The following is a 24,635-nucleotide window of genomic DNA, read 5'->3' on the forward strand; positions in this document are numbered from 1 at the left end:
GGCTTAAACGTCTGAAGGGATAGCAAACAGCAAACGTCCTGATGCCAATATTTTGTCATGATTTTTCAGCTCAAAACTGACCTTATGCGCTTTACGGCTGAGCACCAGTTCCACCGTATGATAGGGTTGGATCAGTCCTTGAAATTTTAATTGCTCAAAACCATTGCACCACAGTAAATCCACCCAATTTTGTTTGGCAAAATGCTGGATAAAACCAATTTGCCCTACGCCCGGATAAATCGGAAAGTTCGGAAAATGCCCTTTAAAGCATTCCAGCTCAGGCACAAACTCCAAAGCATAACTGATCTGCATATCCTGAGACTGCTGTGTCAATACCACAGGCAAGGTCATCGGCAGAAAGAGTGATTTTAAATACTGTTTATTCAGCTTCGATTGTGCATTTTGTGGCATTTGCGTTAAGAACCGCCACTGCCGCGGAATCGCGATACTTTCCAGCTTCTGTTGTAATTGTTTTTTCAGCTGTGCGGTAAAGGCAGCTTTGCCCTTTTCGATAAGCAGCACCCTTGCATCCACTGTCAGCACCGCTACCACCGCCAAAATCTGACGCTGTTCTTTTTCATGAATTAAAACATGGCACTGCTGTATTTCTGCCAACTCAGCGATTTTCACTTCAATCGCATCGAGACTTAACCGCTTTTCTTCCAGTTTGACAATACGGTCCAAACGCCCCAATAGTTGGAATGGACTTTTGGGATTATTTGCATCCACGACCTGCACTTTATCTCCAGTCAAAATCCAATCCATGCTAAAGGCATGATTGGTTTTAACGGCTAACTCTTGTTGCTCGGCGCAGTTAATTTCGACATTGGCAAAGGGAGTCCATAGCGCATCATCTGCCTGACGGTGAGCAATCCCGCCTGTTTCAGAACTACCAAACACTTCGGTAATGGGACGGTTCAGCAAAGGACGCACGCCTGCATCCAACTTTCCACCAGAGGAATAGACCCGATGGCAGTCTTGCAACACTACATCTGTGGTCCAGCGCTTCAACAATGCAGGACTTGAAATGAGGTAATTGGGCAGTTGCAAATGGGCAATTTTCTTTTGAAGATCAACCACATCTTCAGGGAAAGCCAATTGTTTCTGATAGAAACTGCGTCCACTGGCTAAAGGCCACAACAACTTAAACAGCAAACCATAAATATGCTGATGGCTCACCGTAGCAATCGCGATCGCCTGCTCAGGCAAATCAAAACTGGCTTCTAAACCACAGACTTCATTGAACAATTGTTGCAAGGTGCGCGGAATCTTTTTCGGCTGCCCTGTTGAGCCCGAAGTATAAAAATACAGCTGTGCCTGATTGAGAAAGGTAGCATCAAATTGAAGCTCAAAAGTTGGCGTGGCTGTCGACGGCAAACGTTGTAAAAAATAAATCTGCTGTTCAGCCAATTCTTTTTCTAAGTCACTGACCCGATGCGGCGGCAACAGCACTTGCTTACCTGCTTGTAAGGCTGCAAACAACAATACTAAAAACTCATAACTGTCTTCTTGCCAAAGCGCCCATACTGGCTGTTCCAACTGCTGAATTTGCGTAGCCTGTAAAGCTACATCCAACCAAAAAGTGTGAAAGGAAACAAAACTTGAGTCCGCATGAATACACAAGGGACGCGATGAATGGAGATGGTGTTGAAAATGACAAGACATAAAATTTGTTTTTAAAAACCGTATTTCTAATCGCTATAGTTCGAGACCACTGTTTCAGCTGCCCTGACGGAAATGCTGTTATTTCTGTGCCTGATGCAGTCGTTGCTGGCGTTTACGCAACACAAATTCACCCAGCAATAATCCACCCATCAAGACATAAGAGATCAAGCCGTTATACATCACCCAAATTTTCATCGGTGCAAAGAAAACAGTGATCAGGGCAATGACCGCATTGATGCAAAAAAAACCACACCAAACTTTGGTCACTTGACGGGTCCATTCGACTCCTTCTTCTGGCAGATTAGGCTCTGCCAAACGTGCAAAACGCTCAATCATTGAAGGCGGTCGAATCAAGGTGCTGGCAAAAATAAACAGCGCCCCAAGACTCATAAAGACAGGATAGAGTTTAAGCCACGCATGATCTTTTAAAATCAAACTCAGCCCGCCACATAAAATGGCAAAACCTGTCAATGGCCACAGCAGGGCATTGCCCTTACTCAAGAGACGTAAAATGCCCAGTACAATCAATACCGCACTGACCCAGACATACTGTCCATGTGCCAAAGCATAAGCGACAAAAAAAGGATAGAGGATCAAACCGATCCCTGCTACCCCTTTTAAGATGTTGTTCATGCAACTGACATATTCTGAATCACGACCACCACATCTTGAATGGTGCGCACATTTTTAAAATCTTCAGGGTTGACTTGTTTGCCTGTCAACTCTTTAATTTTTACCACCAAATCAATGGCATCAATACTGTCAACATCGAGGTCTGAAGCTAGGTTTGACTCTAATTGCACATCTTCAGGCGCAATTTCAAACAACTCTTCCATCCATTCACGTAATTTTTCTAACACGGTTTCTTGTGCAAGCATAGCAACCTCTTATGCTGTTTTCTGTGCTTCAACCAAAGCCACTAAGCTTTGAATTGATTTAAAATGTTCTTTGGTTTCTGCAGACTCTGCATTCAAATGAATGCCATAACGTTTTTTCAATGCCAAGCCTAATTCAAGGGCATCAATCGAGTCCAAACCTAGACCATCGCCAAACAAAGGCGCGTCTGTATCAATGTCTTCAATACTGATGTCTTCAAGGGCAAGGACATCAATAATCATTTGCTTTAATTCATCAGCAAGATTCGTCATTTAGGGATAACTCTTGGTTAAAAAACCATTGTAATTGTTGATTTAATTGACGTACATTTTTTGGATTAACCGTTACGTCATCCAATACGTCTTCCACTTGGATCGCATCCAAGACTTTTACATGGATATGAAAAGGCTGTTCTGGAATGTGATACCATTTTTCGTTTTTGGTGAGTGTCGAGGGCGTACAGCTAATTAGCACAGGCCGAATCGGTACCCTTGCCCTTAGTGCAATATTGGCTGCGCCGCGCTGAAACTCGTTCAACTGCTCACCTTTTGCTGTTCTTGTTCCCTCAGGAAAGATCAACAAGGACGCGGCATGATCCTGCTGCAATTTGTGTACACAGTCCTGAATAAATTGTTCAGAACCCGCATTTAAAATATAGCCCGCACTTTGCACAGGACCTTTGGTAAATGGATTTGACCACAGTGCCTGCTTAACGACACAGTTTGCTTGCTCCATTAAACCAATTAAAACCACCACGTCAATCAGTGTCGGATGATTGGCAATCACCAACTCCTGTTGACTGTTTTTTAATTTCTCTAAACCTTCAACCGTATAAGTCATAATGCCCAGTTTCACCATCATTTCGGTGAAACCTTTAAAACTGTGTTTAATCACCTTTTGAGTGCGCTGTTTTCGGACATCCAGATCAGACGAACTCAGCTTAACCAGAGGGGCAACCAAACCGCCAATCGCCACACCGCCTAAGCCAAAGCTGGCAAAGCTAAATCCTGTCGCCCCAACCCGCCATGCATAGTTGGCTTTTTGCTTGATTCGATTTAATTTCAGCATTTCGTCCACGCTTCAGATTCAGTTTGCTCAGGATTAGTCCAAAACGTGTTAAATGCTAAAGCTTGCTGATAGGCTGGCGTTGCATTCGTATGCTTTGGCATCAATATCAAATTTGCAGGCGCTAATGAAATCATCGCTGCCATCGCAAAAGCAGAAAATGGCTGATGCTCGATATACATTTCAGGCAAGGCTTCATCATAATACACCAGCAAAACCTGACAGGCTTCTGGCCTTGTTTTTAACCATGCATAAGCTTCAATCAACCCATCATTCCACGAACCTGCCAAACTGGTCGCAGGTGTCGCATCCTGACATAAAATAGAATATAAGCCTGAAATTGCATTATGTACCGAGGTTGAAAATTGAGTCGGTGAAGGCGTTTGCCCTCTCAAGACATCTTCTAATATATTCAGCGTTTTGGCTTCATCACCATATTGCGACACCCAAACAATATAATCGACATTGCAGGCATCTAAAGCTTGTATGGCACAATTCAAAGCCAGTTTTGCCAGACGAGACAAACGTCGGCGTTGCATCGCAGGAATGTATTCTATAGCTGATAACTTTTGATCAATCGAACTTAGATTTAAGTGGGATACGTGGAGTTGCATCATCGTGATCAGTGTTTAAAAAATTGACAAATTATCAGGTTCGCAATTATAGCACCGTGTCAAATTTTTCACAAAATTTAACAAAACTACGTTGTTTTCAAAAAGGCTTTGTTGCACAAAGATTTCATAACTATATGATTTTAAAAGTTTTGATTATTTTTTGATCCAACATTAAATTTATTTAAATCAGATGCTTACATATTTATGCAACAAAGCCGATTTTATTTAAAACAATATAACTAATTAGACCTCTTTCATAAATCATTTTTGCTCAGTTCCAAGTTGTAGATTCCAGCGATTAAATTGAATCTCAAACCAAGCCTTTTACCTCTATTTCGATAACGCTCAGCAAGGATTTTGAAGGTTTTCAGGCTGCCAAATACATGCTCAATTCCGATTCTTCTTTTATTGATTTCTTGATTATAGATTTTCAATTCAGGATCCAATTTACAGTGTCTTTTGGCTTTTAATGGCAACAGGCTATTCGGATACAACACATAAATCCCCTGATAGCCTTTATCTGCAAGGATAAAAGCCCCAAAAGGAATCTGGTTTAAATTGCGTTTGAATAACTCGAAATCATGCACTGCACCGCGACTGGTACATAAACTCAGGATTTTTTGAGTTTGATAATGAATGATGGCCTGTACTTTGAAGGTGTGGGTCTTTTCTTGCCGCTATAGCTTTTCTTCTGTTTTTTTAGGCCTTTGGATTGGAATTTCTGTGGCATCCACGATCACAACATTCCAATCGATGCCTTCGCCCTCGGGTAAATCTTTGGATAAATTAAAGAGATTGGACCGAATCAGGCAGTCTTCAACATGACGGACAATTCTTGAGGCTGTGGGCTCTGACACGCCATAACTTGTTGCGACATGGAACAATGTTCGGTATTCACGCCAATAGCTTAGACAGAGCAGAACCTGGTCTTCCAGGCTTAACTTGGGCGGTCTGCCTTTGGCAGGGACATGTTTCTTCAATTGCTCAACCATTAAATCAAAGGTTGACCATGAGATGCCCGTGTATCGCTTGAACTGAGGATCAGAAAGCTTGTTTGAATCGATGTATTTCATCCGCAGATTATGCATGAATGCCAAGAAATCTGGAGTGCAAATATCAACCAAAAAGAAGATCGTTTTTTGATTTATGAAAGAGATCTATTGAAGTTTTTATAAACATTTAATATTTAGCATACTAAAAGGTATACATAATAAAAAAGCGTGCTCTCAGGAGAGCACGCTTTTTTATTATAGATTCAGGTCGACCTGCTGTTGTTTTTTAATATTACCATCCTGGAGCCTGTGGACGTTTAAGAGGAGTTAACTCATAGCGAATTTTTGTTAGTTTTAAAGATGACTCTTCCGATAACTGGTAATCTTCTAAACGAAGACAAGACTTATAAATCATATTACTTACATATGCATTTACACGTAGCAAATCAACTTCTATTCCACCTGATTTTTGTCTATAATCTAATCGTATCGGTGCTTGTAAAGGTGCTTCCCAACTTTGAGTAACCTTTAAATGCAATCCACCTTGATTGATATTTCCTAATTTAGGATTTTCAGCCACAATTGTTAATGGATTTTTAGCTCGGCAAGTTGCTGAAGCAGCCAAACTAACAGCACTTCCAATACCTGGACACATACATGAAATTGCTTTATCAGGATAAATATTAAAAGTATAACCATCTAATTTTACAGGTTTATCAGTAATTTTCTTTGTTTTTTCTTTAACTCTCGCATTTTTTATAGTTATTACACGATAAGCAACAAACAGATTATCAGCCTTTACTTGTATCTTTTTACTCTGTACACGACAAATTTCACAGAACCCTTATCCTATCAGGATTCTGCTTTCTTAAAATTGCCAAAATTTCCTTAAACTCTTCTTTTTTCCCAAAACCAATTAAACGCTGAATCGCCATTTGAACATAGTCTAAACCATAGCGAAATAAACTCATTGAGAGTCGTCCATGCTTCTTTATTTTTATCGCTTTTTTTTGATTATGTTGCCATTCACCCGTTAAGTAACACCAACAGAAGCTTATAGCTAACACCGCAATCAATTTTTTCACTCGTCTAGGGTCTGTCAAGCGCGTATTTTCAAGATTAAACCCGCGTCCTTTGAGACAACTGAATAAGGTTTCAATTTCCCAGCGTAATGCATAATCCTGAATAGCATTGGCATTAAACTGAGGAGAAACGACGAGTAAAAGCTCTCCATTTTCTAACTGTAGTGCACTTATATATAGTTTCACCCGACCAACCAAAATCCGTCGTTTACGACATTCAATTTGACCAACTTTAAGATGGCGAAATAAATCACTAATTTTATGATTCTTTCCTAAATGATTGGTGACAATGAAGTTTTTTTAACACGAATGCAGAAGTTGATGTCTTGTTCAATTAACCATGTAAACCACTGCTCACCGATAAACTCTCTGTCTGCGAACACATTCACAATACGGTCTTTACCAAAAATGGCTATAAAGCGTTGAATCAAAGCAATACGCTCTTTCGTATCTGAATTTCCACGTTTATTAAGCAATGTCCAAAGGATAGGTATCGCTATTCCACGATAAACGATTGCGAGCATCAGGATATTAATATTTCGTTTTCCCCATTTCCAATTGGTTCTATCTAAAGTCAGTTGCACTTGGTCGAATGAAAACATATTGAAAATCAACTGAGAAATTTGACGATAATCAAAATACTGACCTGCAAAGAAGCGCTGCATACGTCGATAAAATGATTGTGGTAAACACTTGATGGGCAAGGCTTTAGATGCAGAAGAAAGATTACATGTTTGCTTTAAAATAATCACAAGCATGATGAGCGCAAAGCACTTTAAATGTGACTTGTTCCATTTTAGAGATTTGTTTAAGATAAGATATAACTCATTGAGATGTGTCATAGTATTCGTCGTTAGAAAACAATTATTGTGACATTATTTCAATGAGTTATCTATTTTTGTCGTGTACAGAGATTATTATAGAAGCCCCCATGAATAAATCGCTCATCATTTTCGGCATCGTCAACATAACCTCGGACAGTTTCTCCGATGGAGGCCGGTATCTGGCGCCAGACGCAGCCATTGCGCAGGCGCGTAAGCTGATGGCCGAGGGGGCAGATGTGATCGACCTCGGTCCGGCATCCAGCAATCCCGACGCCGCGCCTGTTTCGTCCGACACAGAAATCGCGCGTATCGCGCCGGTGCTGGACGCGCTCAAGGCAGATGGCATTCCCGTCTCGCTCGACAGTTATCAACCCGCGACGCAAGCCTATGCCTTGTCGCGTGGTGTGGCCTATCTCAATGATATTCGCGGTTTTCCAGACGCTGCGTTCTATCCGCAATTGGCGAAATCATCTGCCAAACTCGTCGTTATGCATTCGGTGCAAGACGGGCAGGCAGATCGGCGCGAGGCACCCGCTGGCGACATCATGGATCACATTGCGGCGTTCTTTGACGCGCGCATCGCGGCGCTGACGGGTGCCGGTATCAAACGCAACCGCCTTGTCCTTGATCCCGGCATGGGGTTTTTTCTGGGGGCTGCTCCCGAAACCTCGCTCTCGGTGCTGGCGCGGTTCGATGAATTGCGGCTGCGCTTCGATTTGCCGGTGCTTCTGTCTGTTTCGCGCAAATCCTTTCTGCGCGCGCTCACAGGCCGTGGTCCGGGGGATGTCGGGGCCGCGACACTCGCTGCAGAGCTTGCCGCCGCCGCAGGTGGAGCTGACTTCATCCGCACACACGAGCCGCGCCCCTTGCGCGACGGGCTGGCGGTATTGGCGGCGCTGAAAGAAACCGCAAGAATTCGTTAACTGCACATTCGGGATATTTCTCTATATTCGCGGTTCAGCAGGCATGTCCCCTTTGAGGGCGACCCGACGACAGGATAATCGACCTTATGGTGCGCAAATATTTCGGCACAGACGGTATTCGTGGCAAAGCCAACGAAGGCGCGATGACGGCGGAAACCGCCTTGCGCGTCGGCATGGCGGCTGGCCGTGTCTTTCGTCGCGGTGACCACCGCCATCGTGTCGTGATCGGCAAGGATACGCGCCTGTCGGGCTATATGCTTGAACCCGCGCTCACAGCCGGTTTCACCTCGATGGGCATGGACGTATTCCTTTTTGGCCCGCTGCCGACAACGTATAGGAAGAATAAACGCCCTTTTCACCCAAGTCCAACAGCTTTGGACCGCAGTTGACTCTTTCGACACCCCTGCGATGCAACCCAATCCGGCTGACGGGGAGCCAGCAACGCTGAAAATTTACCCTCCTCTTTCCCACTAGCGGCTCCTTTTCCGACAACCAGCACGGCGGATCCCTGCCGCGGCGCTGTGAACGCAGCATTTTGATTGGTATCGTTGGCCTTCAGGCTCGTCAGTCAAACAGACCCAGGAGCAGCTCAGCCGGTGGCGCCCGGCTTTCGGGTAACGCCCTGGTCCCGCTGGTTTCGGCTTTGTGCTTCAGGTGATCAAGGATCTGCTTGATCACTATAGGGTCTTCAATGCAGGCGATGACTTTCATGGCGCCGCCGCAGCCGCTGCAGGTCTCGATGTCGATATTGAAAACACGCTTGAGCCGTTGCGCCCATGTCATCGACGCTCGCCGTTGTGCTGGTGTTGCCGGTTCATCAGCCACCCTGACCTTGTTGCCCCTGCCCCGTTTTGCCGGCGTGACCAACGCCCGGTGCCGACTGTTGGGTGCGAACACCCCGTGGAAGCGGGTTAGGTTGACTCTGGGCTTCGGTACCAGGGCGGCCAGCCTTGCAATGAAATCCAATGGTTCGAAAATGACGTGCGTGGTGCCGTCCCGGTACGGCGTCTTGAGCTGGTAGCGCACGTTGCCGCCTCGTGTTAACGACAGCCGCTTCTCGGATACCGCCGGGCGGCTGATGTACCGGCACAGCCGTTCGAGCTTCTTGCGTTCATCGGCCCTGGCCGCCACGCCGGCGTGCAGGCTGGACCCGGCTACCTTGCCAATCCCGTCACCGAACGGATCACCACTGGTCGGCAGAGTTTGCAAAGTGAACACCTTTCGCCCCGCCTGTGAACCGACAGCGATACGGTAAGTGATCGAGTGCCCCAGCAGGGGTGTCATCGGGTCGTCATCCACCGCATCCGAGGCCAGATAGCTGTTTTCGACATCCCGTTCCAGCAGGCCTTGCCGTTCCAGATAGCGACCCACCCGGTGGGCGATGGTGTGCGTCAGCTGGGTGAGCTCTGGGCTGGTCGGCGCCTTGACCCAGCGGAAACGCGCTGAGCCGTGGGATTGCTCGACATACACACCGTCGAGAAACAGCATGTGGAAGTGAACATTCAGATTGAGCGCCGATCCAAAACGCTGGATCAGGGTGACCGCGCCCGTCTTGGCCACTTGGTGGGTATGGCCCGCTTTCTTGACCAGGTGCGTGGCAATGACGCGGTAAACGATGCCCAGCACCCACCCCATGATCTCGGGCCGGCTGGCAAACAGGAAACGCAGCTGAAACGGGAAGCTCAACACCCACTGACGCATGGGTTGTTCAGGCAGTACTTCATCAACCAGCAAGGCGGCACTTTCGGCCATCCGCCGCGCCCCACAGCTCGGGCAGAAACCGCGACGCTTACAGCTGAAAGCGACCAGGTGCTCGGCGTGGCAAGACTCGCAGCGAACCCGTAGAAAGCCATGCTCCAGCCGCCCGCATTGGAGAAATTCTTCAAATTCCCGTTGCACATAGCCCGGCAATTCCTTTCCCTGCTCTGCCATAAGCGCAGCGAATGCCGGGTAATACTCGTCAACGATCTGATAGAGAAGGGTTTGCTCGGGTCGGTGGCTCTGGTAACGACCAGTATCCCGATCCCGGCTGGCCGTCCTGGCCGCCACATGAGGCATGTTCCGCGTCCTTGCAATACTGTGTTTACATACAGTCTATCGCTTAGCGGAAAGTTCTTTTACCCTCAGCCGAAATGCCTGCCGTTGCTAGACATTGCCAGCCAGTGCCCGTCACTCCCACTCGATTGTAAACAAGCACACAAAACCCTTTAGTGACAACAATTTGCAAGAACTATCAGGCTCAGTGCCATGAAAAATACCATGACCAGATCATGAGGTTGAACACGGCTTGCGCCGGCAGCGTTCACGCTCCTGGTCGGCGATCTCGCCCGGCTGCAATGCTAGCTCAGCATCGGTCATGCGCTCCAGCACGTCGCGTAGGCGGATGGTGCAAGGAATGGGCGGCAGCTCGAACTCATAGCCGCCGGCGATCATTTCGGCCGCAATCTCCTCGGTGATGAAAAACGGCTCGTCGTCTTGGTTCGGCTTCTTCATGCCCTTTCCTCCTGGCGCTCATCCTGGCCGACAGCGGCCAGGGCATCGGCTTCCGTCAATGCGTCCTCCACGAACGCGCCGTGCTGCTTCGCTTCGGCCTGGCTGACCTCGGCCCATATCCGTTTCACCTGGGCCGCACTGTACCCGGCCAGCTCGGCGGTCTTGTTGATGCTGTAGCCGGACTTGCGCAGCGCGACAACTTGGGCGCGGCGCTTCGGATCAGCACGGCGGCCCTTGTACCGCCCGGCCTGGCGGGCCAACTCAATGCCTTGGCGCTGGCGTTCGCGCCTGTCCTCGTAGTCGTCGCGGGCCATCTGCAAGGCCAGGCGAAAAAGCATGATCTGCACGGCTTCCAGCACGATCTTGGCGACGCCCTGGGCCTCGGCCGCCAGGTCGGATAGATCGACCACGCCAGGGACGGCCAGGCGTGCGCCTTTGGCCTGTATCGAGGCCACCAGGCGCTCGGCCTCGGGCAAAGGTAGGCGGCTGATGCGGTCGATCTTCTCGGCAATGACCACCTCGCCGGGCTGTAGGTCGCCGATCATGCGCAGCAGCTCAGGCCGGTCGGCGCGTGCGCCGGATGCCTTCTCACGGTAGATGCCGGCGACGTAGTAGCCGGCGGCCTTCGCGGCCGTAGTGATCGCCTCTTGGCGTTCCAAGTCCTGCGCGTCGGTGCTGACGCGCAGATAGACCCGCGCCACCATCGGCGCGGCTACTGGCTTCGTCCTGCGCATACTTGCGGGCTCCTTTGGGCATACTCAAATGCACCCATCTTAAACTGGCAGCTAATGTACAAAAGTTGATAGAAGCACACAAGTTCAATTTTGCACTTCTGCCCCACTATTGCAAAACTGCTTGTTAGTAGCCGTTTTTTCTTACTGTTTATAGATTCAATAATTTTTGAAACGAAAAATTGGGACTAAACATTTCGGTTTCGTTTTCTGTCGATTCGTCCTGCGTATCTTTTGCATAAACAAACATTTGTTGTTCGTAGTTTTCGATGGCATTTTCAATACTTGTAAATTCTCCGTTTGTAAGGTTTTCAGACAATATCAAAGCATCCAATAATCCCGTATTTACACCCTGTCCTGCAAAAGGCGACATCAAATGAGCAGCATCGCCAATCATTGTTATGGGTAATGGACGGTTACTTTTCCAATCATTGTTCAAAGGAAATTTCCTTGTGGGCAAGCATTGAAATGTTGATACCGAACGTATTAATTGTTTGTAAACTTCACTCCATTTGGAAAATCTTTTCAATAAAAAATCGGCAACGCTGTTTCTGTCCTGAAAATCTAAGGGAATTTTATTTTTCCATTCATCGGGCGTTTTAAAACTAATTCCTAAATACAATGCACCATTATTATTGGGATTGGCAAACAATAAAATGCCCTGATGTCCCGCCATTAATCGGTTGCCGTTGCATAGCTGAAAAAATCCGGGACAGTTTATTTCCGGTTGAAGAATATCAGCTTGGATGTTGAAAGTACCGGTTTCTTCAACTTGCGTGTCGGTAACAAAGCTCCTTATTTTCGACATTCCACCATTGGCAAGAATAACCAAATCTGCTGTTTCACTCGGTTTATTCTCAAAAGTTAGTGTCCACTTCTTCTTACCAGGTTCAAGCATAACAAGTTTTCTATCCCAAATAACCGTGTCGTTTTCTAAACTATTCAACAAGATAGCCCTTAAGTCATTTCTGTTTATTTCAGGATTGTCAAATCGATTTTCGGGCTTTACATTTTTTGTGGATAAAATATTGCCTTTTTCATCAGCAATATTTACACCCATTGGTAAGGCTAAGTCATAATAAGTTTGTAACAATCCCGCTTTTTTCATTGCTTCCTGACCTGAACCTTTGTGTAGGTCAAGGGTTCCACCAAAAATTCTTGCCTCTCGGTCGTTGTCTCTTTCGTAAACTGAAACGTCTATGCCGTTTTGCTGTAATAATTTTGCCATAGTCAGTCCAACGGGTCCACCACCAATTATTGCAACGTTCTTATCACTAAGTAAATTCATTTGTTTGTCTGTATCTATTCGCATTGTCATTCAAAAATGGCACATAACAAGTGGCTATACGCCAAATGGCGTATATATCCACTATATCTTATTTTGCTAAACCTTTCATTATCAGTGACAAATCCGTTTTCAACCGTTTACCGTTCGTTTCTACTCTCTCAAAAGGATTTATATTCATAGTGCTTTTTGTTAAGTTTTGCTCAAATATACAAATCCTTTCTATATATCTAACAAATCCATCGGACTTTTTAATTGTTCCATTCCCTTGGTGGTAATATGTGTATAAACCTCAGTTGTTTTACTGCTTGAATGACCTAACAACGATTGAATATAACGTAAACTCGTACCATTCTCAAGCAAATGCGTTGCAAAGCTATGTCGTAAGGTATGTACAGTAACTTCCTTTTGAATCTTTGCTTTTAAAACAGCTGCTTTAAAAATGTTTTGAATACTTCGGCTTGAGTATGCGCCACCTTTTTGACCTTCAAATAAATAATCTTTTGGTTTATATTCCATAAAGTATGTTCTTAAAATAATTAATGTTTTCTCAGATAAAATGGTATAACGACCTCTTTTTCCTTTTGACTATTCTATACGAATTTGCATGCGCTTGGAGTCAATGTCTTTTATTTTCAGGTTTATACATTCAGAAATGCGCAAACCTGCCGAATAAATAGTCATCAGAATAGCCTTGTGTTTCACGTTTTCAATAGCGCGTAGTACCCGAATGGTTTCTTCTTCACTCATCACAACAGGAAGTGTTTTTTCTTTTTTTGGTCTTTCGATGAAATATGTTTTCCGTTGTCCACCCAAAACACGTTCGTAATAAAACTTAATCGCATTGATTGCCTGGTTTTGATAAGATATTGAAACTTTTCGCTCCATAACCAAATGTCGGAGAAATGATTGTATATGTCCTTCATTCAATCGATCGACGTATAGGAAGAATAAACGCCCTTTTCACCCAAGTCCAACAGCTTTGGACCGCAGTTGACTCTTTCGACACCCCTGCGATGCAACCCAATCCGGCTGACGGGGAGCCAGCAACGCTGAAAATTTACCCTCCTCTTTCCCACTAGCGGCTCCTTTTCCGACAACCAGCACGGCGGATCCCTGCCGCGGCGCTGTGAACGCAGCATTTTGATTGGTATCGTTGGCCTTCAGGCTCGTCAGTCAAACAGACCCAGGAGCAGCTCAGCCGGTGGCGCCCGGCTTTCGGGTAACGCCCTGGTCCCGCTGGTTTCGGCTTTGTGCTTCAGGTGATCAAGGATCTGCTTGATCACTATAGGGTCTTCAATGCAGGCGATGACTTTCATGGCGCCGCCGCAGCCGCTGCAGGTCTCGATGTCGATATTGAAAACACGCTTGAGCCGTTGCGCCCATGTCATCGACGCTCGCCGTTGTGCTGGTGTTGCCGGTTCATCAGCCACCCTGACCTTGTTGCCCCTGCCCCGTTTTGCCGGCGTGACCAACGCCCGGTGCCGACTGTTGGGTGCGAACACCCCGTGGAAGCGGGTTAGGTTGACTCTGGGCTTCGGTACCAGGGCGGCCAGCCTTGCAATGAAATCCAATGGTTCGAAAATGACGTGCGTGGTGCCGTCCCGGTACGGCGTCTTGAGCTGGTAGCGCACGTTGCCGCCTCGTGTTAACGACAGCCGCTTCTCGGATACCGCCGGGCGGCTGATGTACCGGCACAGCCGTTCGAGCTTCTTGCGTTCATCGGCCCTGGCCGCCACGCCGGCGTGCAGGCTGGACCCGGCTACCTTGCCAATCCCGTCACCGAACGGATCACCACTGGTCGGCAGAGTTTGCAAAGTGAACACCTTTCGCCCCGCCTGTGAACCGACAGCGATACGGTAAGTGATCGAGTGCCCCAGCAGGGGTGTCATCGGGTCGTCATCCACCGCATCCGAGGCCAGATAGCTGTTTTCGACATCCCGTTCCAGCAGGCCTTGCCGTTCCAGATAGCGACCCACCCGGTGGGCGATGGTGTGCGTCAGCGGCACTGTTGCAAATAACCACGAATGGTAAGCTGAAGACTGTTTTAGCTAAAGGTGCAGCATATGAATCCTTTCCATGGTCGGCATTTTCAGGGCGAAATCATTCTTTGGGCTGTGCGCTGGTATTGTAAATATGGCATTAGCTATCGTGAACTGCAGGAAATGCTGGCCGAACGGGGTGTGAATGTTGATCACACGACTATTTACCGTTGGGTTCAACGTTATGCTCCTGAAATAGAAAAACGTTTACGCTGGTATTGGCGTAATCCTACAGATCTGAGCTCGTGGCATATTGATGAAACCTATGTAAAAGTGAATGGACGATGGTCTTATCTGTATCGTGCAGTCGATCAACGTGGCGATACCATTGATTTTTATCTTTCTTCTAGACGTAATACCAAATCAGCATATTGTTTTCTTGGAAAAATTTTAAATAATGTGAAGAAGTGGCAAATTCCACAAGTGATCAACACGGATAAAGCACCCACATATGGACGTGCTTTATCACGGTTAAAACGGGAAGGTAAATGTCCACCAGACCTTGAGCACAGGCAGATTAAGTATAAAAATAACGTGATTGAATGTGATCATGGCAAGCTAAAGCGGATCATCAGGGCCACATTAGGATTCAAATCTATGAAGACGGCTTATGCCACAATTAAAGGTATTGAAGTCATGCGTGCACTACGTAAAGGACAAGCATCGTCATTTTATTATGGTCAGCCTCAGGGTGAAGTGTGTCTAATCAACAGGGTTTTCGGTCTCTAAGTACTTTTTAAAGGGAACATCATCGACTCAAATCTCTATTTGCAACAGTGCCAAAAAAACCAACTTCAAGTTGGTTTTTCTTTTTTAATCATCAGTGGCGACCTTAACACCATATCCAATTAAACCTGCAAGGCTAGCATAGGCTATTTTGGCATAAATCGAACCCCACCAGACCGTAATTTTACTGGCACCAAATTCCCGAACCGTTTGCCCCATAAAATTAGTGGTTTCATAGAAATTTTTAGCAGAATAACCTAACGCAATATGATCAAGGACAGGGAATAAACTAAAAGCTAAACCTACTGCTGCTGCGGGGAAAGTAAACTCTCTTGATAGACCGAATTTTCCAGTAATAAATACAAGCGATACCACGATAATTAATCTAATGATAGTCCATAGCATCACTGTGAAAGGCAAGTTAAAGATGCCTGCTCCCTGCCACGCAAGACCGCAAACAACTAACACGATAAAGCCTACAACTATCAGGAATAATACAAATTTATCATGATCATCTTTACTCATTAAAAAGTCTTTTATGGTTTGTTATTTTCACTTGCTTATGCCAGGTGAAGTTAGATTCTAGGTGTATTTCTAGGGGTAGTATTAAGATTGCTTTGCAGCTTCATCTTGTGATTAGGAGCATTCAAATTTTCTTCCGGTGCAGTAATCTTTTGCTTCAATAACTGCTCACGGTACTCGCTATAAACTTCAGTTTTATTGCGGGCAGTAAAACGGTGTGCGCTCTGATCTTTAAACTCTGTGAAGTACCGATCTGAATACTTAACAGAAAGTTTTTCAAATGGAATCTCATATTCCATATCATTGATTCGAGCTTTAATCATTGGTTTATCTTTCATCTTGTAGGCATCAAGAACCTTTAATTCTGTTCCCTTCTCAAAGGTTTCTTTCTTAAAGAATCCAGTCTTGATCTGTAACCCTTCCTCAAGTTTGAGAAGCTCACCTTTTGCAATTTTCATACCTCTAATGCTACCGATCTCATCACCTAAAATAGATTTAGATTTAAGATTCGCACGAACCTCGGTAACAATTTCTTCCTTCGTGAATGTACGATTCTCTGAAGTTAAAGCATGTATCTTCGAGTTAATTCCGTATATCTCCCGCTTATCTTCAATATGGTGGCGGTGATCTTGCAGATATGCTTTGATCAATTTTTCTTGCTTGTCTACTAAAGTGAAGTCTGTAGAAAATTCTTTCTTTTCTGATCGTCCTAGAACTTTTTTGAAGTTTTCAAAAGGTGTAACTTCTTTTTCAACAGGATTGTAATTCTGATCATATGAGATTTTCCCATCTGGACGTTTAACGAATTCTTTTTCATTCGTGGTAAACGACATAGCAGAATAATTAATTTCGACATTATGTTTATGTCGGGTCAAAGCAACATAAGTTAAATTAGCATTCATGTTCTCACTCGCCACAATATAGGCATTATCAACAGTCATACCTTGTGATGAGTGAATAGTATTTGCATAACCATATTTAAATTGGTTGTATTCATTTAAATCTACTTTAATGATCTCATTATTTCTATCTGACTGAACCATCATAAATTTAATGTTATTAAGATTATCTTTTTCAAAACCGATTACTTTTGCTGTTTCACCATTGCTAACTTTTAATTTTGAATCATTCTGCTTAAATACAATTTTTTCTCCGACAGTAATTTCAATATCACCGAAAGCAGTTTTAACATGATTACCAGTAGCAGAAAGTTGACCATTTTTAATTAATACATTTCTTGCCATGCGGTTTAATTCATTCACATCATTATTTGAATGAGCAAGCATTAACTTATTTTCGCTAGAATCTTCACTCCAAGATTTAATAGTTTTGGCTAGTGCTAGATCGTGAGATTCATATTCATTAACAGCATTAATGGTCTTATAAATATCTAATGCTTTGTCAACTTCATGCTTAGATAACAACTTAGATGCTTCAATCATTTTCTCTGATTCCTTCGCATATTTTTGTCGTTGTATATTTTCTAATGAAGCAATATTTTTCTTATCAAGGTTATCTTGAATATGAGCAAAAGCAGAACCAGCACTAACAGCACTTAACTGATAACTATCACCAACAAGTTTTATTTGAGCATCATGCTTCTCTACGATCATGAGAAGTTTTTGCATGTCTCTTGAGCCGACCATCCCCGCTTCATCTAAGATCAAGACAGTCTTATTATTGATCTCAAAATTACCACTTTCATATCGGGCAAGGAATGAAGCAATTGTACTGCTTGGAATATTACAATCGTCAGAAATAGCTCTAGCTGTAATTGCCTGCAAAGCAATACCATGAACTTTATAATCTGAAGTTTTGAAGGCTTCAGAAACAGCACTAAGAACATAAGACTTACCAGTACCAGCCGAACCATTTAGCAATGAGATTCGATCAGTAGAAGTCAAAGTATAATAGGCTGCTTCTTGCTCTCTATTGAATGTTCTTTTATCAGCAATTTTTACAGCATTTAAAGTGAATTTTTCAGTTAAATTAAATGGCTTCTGTACTCGACTTTGCTCATTGGCATTGTAGATAAATGCAGTAATAGAATCTTCAATTCCGACCAATTCTTTTGATGAGAATACAACCTTATCTTTCCCAAACAACATTGCCATATCAGGACAAGTCATTACAGCTTCATAGGCTTTAAGATATTGTTCTTGACTGTCAGTATGAGCCATAACAAAACGCTCAAGATCACGGGCAGTAAATACAGACTGATTAGAAGTTAAAGCTCTAATAACTTCCGAAGGACGCTCAATAATAATTTCGCCATTTTGATGACGTATATTTTTTATATTTTCATTAATGAAATATTTATGATTACTAACATAATCAGCCCTGAAGTTTTGACTGGATAATTCAAGCCCCTGAGCCTTATAACTTCTATGATCTATACGAGCATCAAGACCTAAATTTTCGCAAAAATCGTTTACATGGTTAGCCCATGATAAGCGTGTATCTGCCACAAAAACTTTAGATGAAAAATAGCGATCTTTACCTGCCCCGCCCTTTTCAGGATTAGTCGGATTGTAGCGTTTAAAGTGTTGTACTTCGTCACGATCAATACCATCTAATTTTCTTTCACTAAACATCAAATGAATATGAGGATTTTGTTCACCATCACTTGCTAATGGGCTATGAATTGCATAGGAATATGTGAAGTTTTTACCTAAAGTCTTATCTACAAATTCCTGTACTAATTCTTCACGTTGTTCTTTATTCAATTCTCTAGGCAATGAAATTTCCAATTCAGTATAAATACGTCCATTAATGCGTTCGTTCTTATCTGCTGACTTCCAAAAATGAGCAGCATCTTTAGCCCAATTTGGTAAATTTCCTGATTTTATATTTTCTAAATCTTCTCTTTTGTATTTACCTTCACGATTTATATAAGCGTAATGGCTTGCCCCTCGACTTCCCGAAGAACCGTATTGCCTACCTGATTTAACTGATAAGTGATAAATCGCCATAATTCGCCTATTTTGAATCTGCTTTTTTTGTTTCTCGGAGAGAAACGCGGAAGCGTGCACATTCCAACTGCTGTTGTCATGATAACTTCAATATATATTCGCTACAAGGTGATAACCCATAGTTCAGAAACCCCAAATCTGAGGGTCTATAAGTGACACGATTAATAAGGATTTTTTTAAGCTATAAACTGTAATTTTTTGTTATTAGATAGACATTAGGATATTTTTTAAACTAAAGGACTGAAAGCCAATTTTAAAATTTTAAAAATCCTATAAAAAATGATCACCTGGCTAAATATTTTTCAATTCAAGTCATACTCAGAATAAATATTTCTTTAATTGTAAAAGTCAGAAATTAATAATTTAATATGATTTTTGTTGTTTAGTGCTGTAATAGATTTCCTCTATTTTTAGTTATGCTATGATTTAAAAATATTGACAATGAGGAAGTGGCAATGGCTATCGAAAATCTAAAATTTACTGAAGATCAAAAAAAGTTTGTAACTGATGAAATCTCTCGTTTGAAGGGATTAGAGAATAGAAACCAAACTGAAGATTTAATTTTGTCACTTGTTAAAAGTATTGAATCAGGCTCACCAACAAAGCAGCAAATTAGTTCATTTGAACGTGTAATGAAAAATGAATTTAAAAAACATAAAGCACGTTTAGAATTAGAAAAAATTAAGGAAGATGAAAAAAAACTTTTAGCTAGTTTGAAAAAAGATGCTCAAGCTGCTCAAGTTAAAGATCGCAAAAAACGTGAACATAAATTAATTTCAATTGGTGCGCTTTTTGAAATAGTAGATTTCCCAACTGAAGATAAAGGAATTATTACTGGTGTTCTTTTAAAGGCTCTTGAATCATATAAATCCAATCCCCAACATTTTGACAGTTTAAAAATTGCTGGTGACAAATTTATTGCTGATCGGGAACAATCAAAAAAATCTAAATCAACTCTAGTTGATAATTCAGGCTCTACAAATTAAAGAATATTCAAACTGGTAAAAATATAATTTAATTTTTTTCAGTCGCAACCCTGCGGGATTGCTTTGTTAATCCCGCTTATAGGTAACATGGAAGTAGTTGCGGGTCTGCGGTCAGCTAGCCAAAATCACAGATTTTGTCTGCTTCGCTTGCCCCATTCAACAGTAATCAGAGAAGGGAGGATTTTTCAGATTTTTCAGTTCGCAAAGTAGACACTTTGCTCTGCTCTATCGTTTAGGATTCAATATCTTTTTTTGAAAATTCAAAATAAATTAAATCTTTTTTACCTAGCTCAACCATTATTGAATTATAAAAATTGACAGGTAAATTTATAAATTCCTGATGCTCCGACCATAGTGCTTGTTCACCTTTGAATAGATATTTATATCTTGGATTGCCAAGTTCTATACGCTCTTTTTCTTTTGCAATTACTTCCGATCTGATTGCATTAAGCATATCTACAATTTGAATTGCTTTAGGGTCAATTTGATATTCCCTAGAGCTTTTCCCATTAATCCAAAGTTGAGCATCACGGCTATTGTACTTAGTTTCTTCCGTGTGGACTACCTTGTAAAATTCAATTATTTGCTCTGGGCTATATAAACCATTTCTGAAGCATTCAATTTTGAATTGAGCATTATTCATTTTTTCAGTTCCTTAATATTCATTATATGATACGCAATGAACCGCATTTTTTTGAAGCATTAGAAATCTAAACATCAAAAAAATGCGGGTGACTATTACCCCTATTTATTTTCAAATAAGAGCCTTAAATATAATTGCCAATCTTTATATATTAATTTTGAATGCTTCATATTTTCCTCTGTAGTGAATTGACCCCCTTCAGGGGGTCAACTGTTTTATGCGTATGATGATGTATAGCAGCGTTTATAAACTTTTGTACCTGTCGGCAATAATTCAAAATCTAATACTGTTGCATTTGCAGACTGATGAATCACGATATAGTTATCCATGATCTTTTTTTTCATTGGCTCTTTGCTGGTAAATTCATTCGGTAAAGGCACAACATAACCTTGCATTGAACCTGTTGCATCATAAGCCTGTTTAAGTTCACGGATGACACAATATGCCCGGCTTTTCTCAATAACTTGATAGAAGTCTACATTTGTTTGCTCATATCCCCATGAGGTATATAAGATCGTCCCGATCTCTAACTGATCACGGAATTTTTTAATTCGGGCTTTTTGTTCTTCCTTGTTCTTGATGGCGTTTTGATGGCTCAAGTTGTCTGATTGAATATTTTGAGAAACAGCTTCTTTCATACGTTCAACTGTTTTAAATCTAGTGTAGATAAAAGGGGGTCGTTTGCGGGAGAGGGCGAAATCCTACGCTAAGGCTTTGGCCAACGATATTCTCCGGTAAGATTGATGTGTTCCCAGGGGATAGGAGAAGTCGCTTGATATCTAGTATGACGTCTGTCGCACCTGCTTGATCGCGGCCGCGATAGCTAGATCGCGTTGCTCCTCTTCTCCATCCGCGTTCCAAGCTGCGGAAAGGCACCCATAAGCGTACGCCTGGTCGAGCAGGCGACGCGGATCGACGTCCAGCGCACGAGAGAATGCGTCCGCCATCTGTGCAATGCGTCTAGGATCGAGACAAAGGTCGTCTCTGTCAGCCGGATCGTAGAACATATTGGCGGCGCCAAAGCCCACTTCACCGACCAGACCGACGGGATCTATCACCAGCCAGCCGCGACTGGAGAACATGATGTTTTCATGATGCAGATCGCCATGTAGCCCACGCAGTTCCGAGGCATTGCTCATCATTTGATCGGCTATAATCGCCGCGTGGACGTAGTCAGTTTGACAACCTGCGTTTTGATCATCGCGCGCCCGCTGAAACAAAGCTGCAAAGCGATCCCGGATCGGGAGAAGGGCAGAAGGCAGGGGTTCCTCAGATGCGGCATACAGCTTCGCCATTAGTTCCGCTGCAATTTCGGTCGCCTGGTAGTCGCCGTGCTCGGCAACGATGTGAGAGAGCATTCGCTCCCCGGCATATTCGAGCAACATCAGATTGTTCTCACGACCGAGCAACCGGACTGCTCCCCTCCCATTGCGCCATACCAGATAGTCGGCCCCGCGCAGTTCATCAGCAATGTCTTCTATAGGTTTCAATCCCTTGACGATTGCAGGAGTCCCGTCTGGCAATGAAACTTTCCAAACGAGGCTGGAAAAGGTGTCCGCAATGAGAACAGGTTGCGAAACGTGCCAATGAGCAGGAAAAACAGGCGGCATGAACATCAACCCCAAGTCAGAGGGTCCAATCGCAGATAGAAGGCAAGGCGTTCGCGGTCGGGGGCTTCGATCCCCAATACATTGAATAGGACAGCGAAGGCGCGCTCTGCTTCATCTGGCGCTGCCCAGTTCTCTTCGGCGTTAGCAATCATGAGTGCCAAATCGGCATAGCGATCTGCTGTTCCGAGCCGCCCAAGGTCGATCAGACCCGTGCATTGAAGAGTTTTAGGGTCCACCATGAAGTTCGGCATGCAGGGATCACCATGGCAAACAACCATATCGGTGCGCTCTTGGTCGAGCCGCACCGGTAGCTCTCGTTCGACACGAGCCAAAAGATCGAGCTGCGGCGTACTCTTGTCCTCGTCCGGTAAGAAGTCGGGATTGACGGCATTGCGGGACACCACATCAACGGCGCGTCCGAACATTCGCGACAGCCTGCGCTCAAACGGACATTGATCAACCGATAGGCTGTGAACAGCGCCAAGTTGCTGCCCCATTGACGGCCACGCTTTGAGCAAATCCGCTCCAGACAGATCAGCCGCCGGTACTCCCGGAATTGCCGTTATCACCAAGCATGCACCCTCCTGTTCCTCCTGCCAGTTGATCACCTCGGGGCAAGCCACACCTCGACCTTTGAGCCAAATGAGGCGGTCACGCTCTCCAGCGAGCTCACCGCGGCGGGAAGCAGGTGCGATTTTCGCGAAGGCATGCCCGTCACCACGTCGAAAAACAAAATCACCAGATTCTCCGCCTCTGACAGGCAACCAGTCAGAATGCGATTCACCAAAAAAAATATTAGTTCGATTCAATGGAGGTTCCTTCAGTTTTCTGATGAAGCGCTCTGTACACGACAAAAATAGATAACTCATTGAAATAATGTCACAATAATTGTTTTCTAACGACGAATACTATGACACATCTCAATGAGTTATATCTTATCTTAAACAAATCTCTAAAATGGAACAAGTCACATTTAAAGTGCTTTGCGCTCATCATGCTTGTGATTATTTTAAAGCAAACATGTAATCTTTCTTCTGCATCTAAAGCCTTGCCCATCAAGTGTTTACCACAATCATTTTATCGACGTATGCAGCGCTTCTTTGCAGGTCAGTATTTTGATTATCGTCAAATTTCTCAGTTGATTTTCAATATGTTTTCATTCGACCAAGTGCAACTGACTTTAGATAGAACCAATTGGAAATGGGGAAAACGAAATATTAATATCCTGATGCTCGCAATCGTTTATCGTGGAATAGCGATACCTATCCTTTGGACATTGCTTAATAAACGTGGAAATTCAGATACGAAAGAGCGTATTGCTTTGATTCAACGCTTTATAGCCATTTTTGGTAAAGACCGTATTGTGAATGTGTTCGCAGACAGAGAGTTTATCGGTGAGCAGTGGTTTACATGGTTAATTGAACAAGACATCAACTTCTGCATTCGTGTTAAAAAAACTTCATTGTCACCAATCATTTAGGAAAGAATCATAAAATTAGTGATTTATTTCGCCATCTTAAAGTTGGTCAAATTGAATGTCGTAAACGACGGATTTTGGTTGGTCGGGTGAAACTATATATAAGTGCACTACAGTTAGAAAATGGAGAGCTTTTACTCGTCGTTTCTCCTCAGTTTAATGCCAATGCTATTCAGGATTATGCATTACGCTGGGAAATTGAAACCTTATTCAGTTGTCTCAAAGGACGCGGGTTTAATCTTGAAAATACGCGCTTGACAGACCCTAGACGAGTGAAAAAATTGATTGCGGTGTTAGCTATAAGCTTCTGTTGGTGTTACTTAACGGGTGAATGGCAACATAATCAAAAAAAAGCGATAAAAATAAAGAAGCATGGACGACTCTCAATGAGTTTATTTCGCTATGGTTTAGACTATGTTCAAATGGCGATTCAGCGTTTAATTGGTTTTGGGAAAAAAGAAGAGTTTAAGGAAATTTTGGCAATTTTAAGAAAGCAGAATCCTGATAGGATAAGGGTTCTGTGAAATTTGTCGTGTACAGAGATCTTTTTATTATAGTTACTATCGGCACTAATCGTACTATTGCCAAATTTTTCTAAAATAGCTGTTTCAATTTCAGCATTTGCATCATTGATTATATCAAGAGTGAAACCTTTTACTCTTAAAGCTTCATAAATAATATTATTACCATTCGTGATATTAAGTTGAGTTAAATCTTTAACTGTAACAACTTCTACCCCTTCTAAATTCAATTTTACATTTTTTTGAATTTTTGGTGAAATGCCTAAAAGTCCATAAATACTAGCTGTTACATCAAGATCAAAATTCTTCTGAATATCATATCCATTAAATGACTTTGAGGTAATAGTGTTATCCCTTGATGTTTCTAGCCCTATAGGACCTGTACCTTGCTGCCATAAAGCACCCAAACGTACATTATCACGAGCAACATCTAAGCTTTTAAAACCATTAAACTCTGAAGCATGACTTACATTTCCTAAAATAAAAGAACTGCTAAATACTAAAGTTGACAGATAAAAAAAATTCTTCATAAATGAACAAAAAAGTGAATGAAATTTAAATTGCTCCAATCCTACCCAGTCTATGA

Annotated in this window: 26 protein-coding genes and 2 pseudogenes; 5 read left to right on the forward strand and 23 right to left on the reverse strand. The window is 43.3% G+C overall.

The window, feature by feature from the left end; translation table 11 throughout:
- Positions 1-3: 3 nt before the first annotated feature.
- The 10 genes from ACNS8M_RS08135 to ACNS8M_RS08180 all read right to left on the reverse strand — a co-directional run bounded on the left by ACNS8M_RS08135 (position 4) and on the right by ACNS8M_RS08180 (position 7,136).
- A complete protein-coding gene (locus ACNS8M_RS08135; RefSeq protein WP_131261655.1) occupies positions 4-1,665 on the reverse strand; it encodes an AMP-binding protein in 1,662 nt (553 codons plus the stop codon).
- A 78-nt stretch (positions 1,666-1,743) separates the two neighbouring features.
- The gene (locus ACNS8M_RS08140) at positions 1,744-2,298 is read right to left on the reverse strand and encodes a septation protein IspZ (RefSeq protein WP_005090850.1); all 555 of its coding nucleotides are present in this window, start codon (positions 2,296-2,298) and stop codon (positions 1,744-1,746) included.
- Positions 2,295-2,543: an acyl carrier protein gene (locus ACNS8M_RS08145; protein ID WP_005090852.1), complete on the reverse strand. Its 249-nt coding sequence runs from the start codon at positions 2,541-2,543 to the stop codon at positions 2,295-2,297. The genes ACNS8M_RS08140 and ACNS8M_RS08145 overlap by 4 nt, the downstream gene beginning before the upstream one ends.
- Positions 2,544-2,552: 9 nt before the next feature.
- Positions 2,553-2,813, reverse strand: coding sequence for a phosphopantetheine-binding protein (locus ACNS8M_RS08150; RefSeq protein WP_005090854.1), 261 nt, complete (start codon positions 2,811-2,813; stop codon positions 2,553-2,555).
- Positions 2,797-3,609: a lysophospholipid acyltransferase family protein gene (locus ACNS8M_RS08155; protein ID WP_075166721.1), complete on the reverse strand. Its 813-nt coding sequence runs from the start codon at positions 3,607-3,609 to the stop codon at positions 2,797-2,799. The genes ACNS8M_RS08150 and ACNS8M_RS08155 overlap by 17 nt, the downstream gene beginning before the upstream one ends.
- Positions 3,603-4,223 carry a beta-ketoacyl synthase chain length factor gene (locus ACNS8M_RS08160; protein ID WP_075166810.1) on the reverse strand — a complete coding sequence of 207 codons (621 nt, stop codon included), beginning with the start codon at positions 4,221-4,223 and terminating at the stop codon, positions 3,603-3,605. The genes ACNS8M_RS08155 and ACNS8M_RS08160 overlap by 7 nt, the downstream gene beginning before the upstream one ends.
- Before the next feature lie 251 nt (positions 4,224-4,474).
- Positions 4,475-4,861: a transposase gene (locus ACNS8M_RS08165; RefSeq protein ID WP_213032874.1), complete on the reverse strand. Its 387-nt coding sequence runs from the start codon at positions 4,859-4,861 to the stop codon at positions 4,475-4,477.
- A gap of 36 nt (positions 4,862-4,897) precedes the next feature.
- On the reverse strand, positions 4,898-5,293 hold the full coding sequence (locus ACNS8M_RS08170) for a transposase family protein (protein ID WP_075166718.1): 396 nt from the start codon (positions 5,291-5,293) through the stop codon (positions 4,898-4,900).
- 211 nt (positions 5,294-5,504) lie between these two features.
- Positions 5,505-5,867: a hypothetical protein gene (locus ACNS8M_RS08175; protein WP_168370458.1), complete on the reverse strand. Its 363-nt coding sequence runs from the start codon at positions 5,865-5,867 to the stop codon at positions 5,505-5,507.
- Between the two features lie 178 nt (positions 5,868-6,045).
- A protein-coding gene (locus ACNS8M_RS08180; protein WP_085940648.1) for an IS4-like element ISAba1 family transposase occupies positions 6,046-7,136 on the reverse strand; the annotation gives its coding sequence in 2 pieces (ribosomal slippage) (positions 6,046-6,596 and positions 6,596-7,136; 1,092 coding nt in all).
- An 89-nt stretch (positions 7,137-7,225) separates the two neighbouring features.
- Here ACNS8M_RS08180 and sul2 point away from each other — a divergent pair.
- A complete protein-coding gene (gene sul2, locus ACNS8M_RS08185) occupies positions 7,226-8,041 on the forward strand; it encodes a sulfonamide-resistant dihydropteroate synthase Sul2 (RefSeq protein WP_001043260.1) in 816 nt (271 codons plus the stop codon).
- Between the two features lie 86 nt (positions 8,042-8,127).
- Positions 8,128-8,430 carry a phosphoglucosamine mutase gene (locus tag ACNS8M_RS08190; RefSeq protein WP_000251875.1) on the forward strand — a complete coding sequence of 101 codons (303 nt, stop codon included), beginning with the start codon at positions 8,128-8,130 and terminating at the stop codon, positions 8,428-8,430.
- Between the two features lie 175 nt (positions 8,431-8,605).
- Here ACNS8M_RS08190 and ACNS8M_RS08195 read toward each other — a convergent pair whose 3' ends face one another.
- The 6 genes and pseudogenes from ACNS8M_RS08195 to ACNS8M_RS08220 form a co-directional block, all read right to left on the reverse strand.
- A complete protein-coding gene (locus ACNS8M_RS08195; protein ID WP_001120888.1) occupies positions 8,606-10,099 on the reverse strand; it encodes an IS91-like element ISVsa3 family transposase in 1,494 nt (497 codons plus the stop codon).
- 210 nt (positions 10,100-10,309) lie between these two features.
- Complete coding sequence (locus tag ACNS8M_RS08200) at positions 10,310-10,534, reverse strand: hypothetical protein (RefSeq protein ID WP_000743213.1); 225 nt, start codon at positions 10,532-10,534, stop codon at positions 10,310-10,312.
- Positions 10,531-11,268, reverse strand: a complete 738-nt coding sequence (locus ACNS8M_RS08205; RefSeq protein ID WP_001366550.1) for a recombinase family protein — start codon at positions 11,266-11,268, stop codon at positions 10,531-10,533. The genes ACNS8M_RS08200 and ACNS8M_RS08205 overlap by 4 nt, the downstream gene beginning before the upstream one ends.
- A gap of 148 nt (positions 11,269-11,416) precedes the next feature.
- Positions 11,417-12,583 (reverse strand): tetracycline-inactivating monooxygenase Tet(X3), encoded by a 1,167-nt coding sequence (locus ACNS8M_RS08210; RefSeq protein WP_024160783.1) that lies wholly within the window; start codon positions 12,581-12,583, stop codon positions 11,417-11,419.
- Between the two features lie 189 nt (positions 12,584-12,772).
- Positions 12,773-13,438: pseudogene (locus ACNS8M_RS08215) on the reverse strand (tyrosine-type recombinase/integrase).
- A gap of 284 nt (positions 13,439-13,722) precedes the next feature.
- Positions 13,723-14,553: pseudogene (locus tag ACNS8M_RS08220) on the reverse strand (IS91-like element ISCR2 family transposase); the annotation flags it as partial.
- 63 nt (positions 14,554-14,616) lie between these two features.
- Here ACNS8M_RS08220 and ACNS8M_RS08225 point away from each other — a divergent pair.
- Positions 14,617-15,321, forward strand: a complete 705-nt coding sequence (locus ACNS8M_RS08225) for an IS6-like element IS1006 family transposase (protein ID WP_001067784.1) — start codon at positions 14,617-14,619, stop codon at positions 15,319-15,321.
- An 84-nt stretch (positions 15,322-15,405) separates the two neighbouring features.
- Here ACNS8M_RS08225 and ACNS8M_RS08230 read toward each other — a convergent pair whose 3' ends face one another.
- Both ACNS8M_RS08230 and ACNS8M_RS08235 read right to left on the reverse strand, forming a co-directional pair.
- On the reverse strand, positions 15,406-15,843 hold the full coding sequence (locus ACNS8M_RS08230) for a hypothetical protein (protein ID WP_000030933.1): 438 nt from the start codon (positions 15,841-15,843) through the stop codon (positions 15,406-15,408).
- Positions 15,844-15,893: 50 nt separating this feature from the next.
- Positions 15,894-18,812, reverse strand: coding sequence for an AAA family ATPase (locus ACNS8M_RS08235; RefSeq protein WP_005119228.1), 2,919 nt, complete (start codon positions 18,810-18,812; stop codon positions 15,894-15,896).
- A 455-nt stretch (positions 18,813-19,267) separates the two neighbouring features.
- Between ACNS8M_RS08235 and ACNS8M_RS08240 the strand changes: the two genes are divergently transcribed.
- Positions 19,268-19,798 carry a conjugal transfer protein TraD gene (locus tag ACNS8M_RS08240; RefSeq protein WP_000963725.1) on the forward strand — a complete coding sequence of 177 codons (531 nt, stop codon included), beginning with the start codon at positions 19,268-19,270 and terminating at the stop codon, positions 19,796-19,798.
- Between the two features lie 232 nt (positions 19,799-20,030).
- Here the strand turns inward: ACNS8M_RS08240 and ACNS8M_RS08245 are convergent, their stop codons facing one another.
- The 4 genes from ACNS8M_RS08245 to aph(3'')-Ib form a co-directional block, all read right to left on the reverse strand.
- Positions 20,031-20,441, reverse strand: coding sequence for a hypothetical protein (locus ACNS8M_RS08245; protein ID WP_001057867.1), 411 nt, complete (start codon positions 20,439-20,441; stop codon positions 20,031-20,033).
- A 215-nt stretch (positions 20,442-20,656) separates the two neighbouring features.
- Positions 20,657-21,079 carry a hypothetical protein gene (locus ACNS8M_RS08250; RefSeq protein ID WP_000656635.1) on the reverse strand — a complete coding sequence of 141 codons (423 nt, stop codon included), beginning with the start codon at positions 21,077-21,079 and terminating at the stop codon, positions 20,657-20,659.
- A 141-nt stretch (positions 21,080-21,220) separates the two neighbouring features.
- Positions 21,221-22,057 carry an aminoglycoside O-phosphotransferase APH(6)-Id gene (locus ACNS8M_RS08255; protein WP_000480968.1) on the reverse strand — a complete coding sequence of 279 codons (837 nt, stop codon included), beginning with the start codon at positions 22,055-22,057 and terminating at the stop codon, positions 21,221-21,223.
- Complete coding sequence (gene aph(3'')-Ib / locus ACNS8M_RS08260) at positions 22,057-22,860, reverse strand: aminoglycoside O-phosphotransferase APH(3'')-Ib (RefSeq protein ID WP_001082319.1); 804 nt, start codon at positions 22,858-22,860, stop codon at positions 22,057-22,059. Before aph(3'')-Ib ends, ACNS8M_RS08255 begins: the two co-directional genes overlap by 1 nt.
- Before the next feature lie 101 nt (positions 22,861-22,961).
- On the opposite strand from aph(3'')-Ib, the gene ACNS8M_RS08265 reads away from it, so the two are divergent.
- A protein-coding gene (locus tag ACNS8M_RS08265; protein WP_085940648.1) for an IS4-like element ISAba1 family transposase occupies positions 22,962-24,052 on the forward strand; the annotation gives its coding sequence in 2 pieces (ribosomal slippage) (positions 22,962-23,502 and positions 23,502-24,052; 1,092 coding nt in all).
- Here the strand turns inward: ACNS8M_RS08265 and ACNS8M_RS08270 are convergent.
- Positions 23,959-24,579 carry a hypothetical protein gene (locus tag ACNS8M_RS08270; RefSeq protein ID WP_419224705.1) on the reverse strand — a complete coding sequence of 207 codons (621 nt, stop codon included), beginning with the start codon at positions 24,577-24,579 and terminating at the stop codon, positions 23,959-23,961. The genes ACNS8M_RS08265 and ACNS8M_RS08270 overlap by 94 nt on opposite strands.
- Positions 24,580-24,635 lie beyond the last annotated feature (56 nt).

The sequence above is a fragment of the Acinetobacter sp. A2 genome (genome assembly GCF_048537555.1).
Lineage (GTDB): Bacteria > Pseudomonadota > Gammaproteobacteria > Pseudomonadales > Moraxellaceae > Acinetobacter.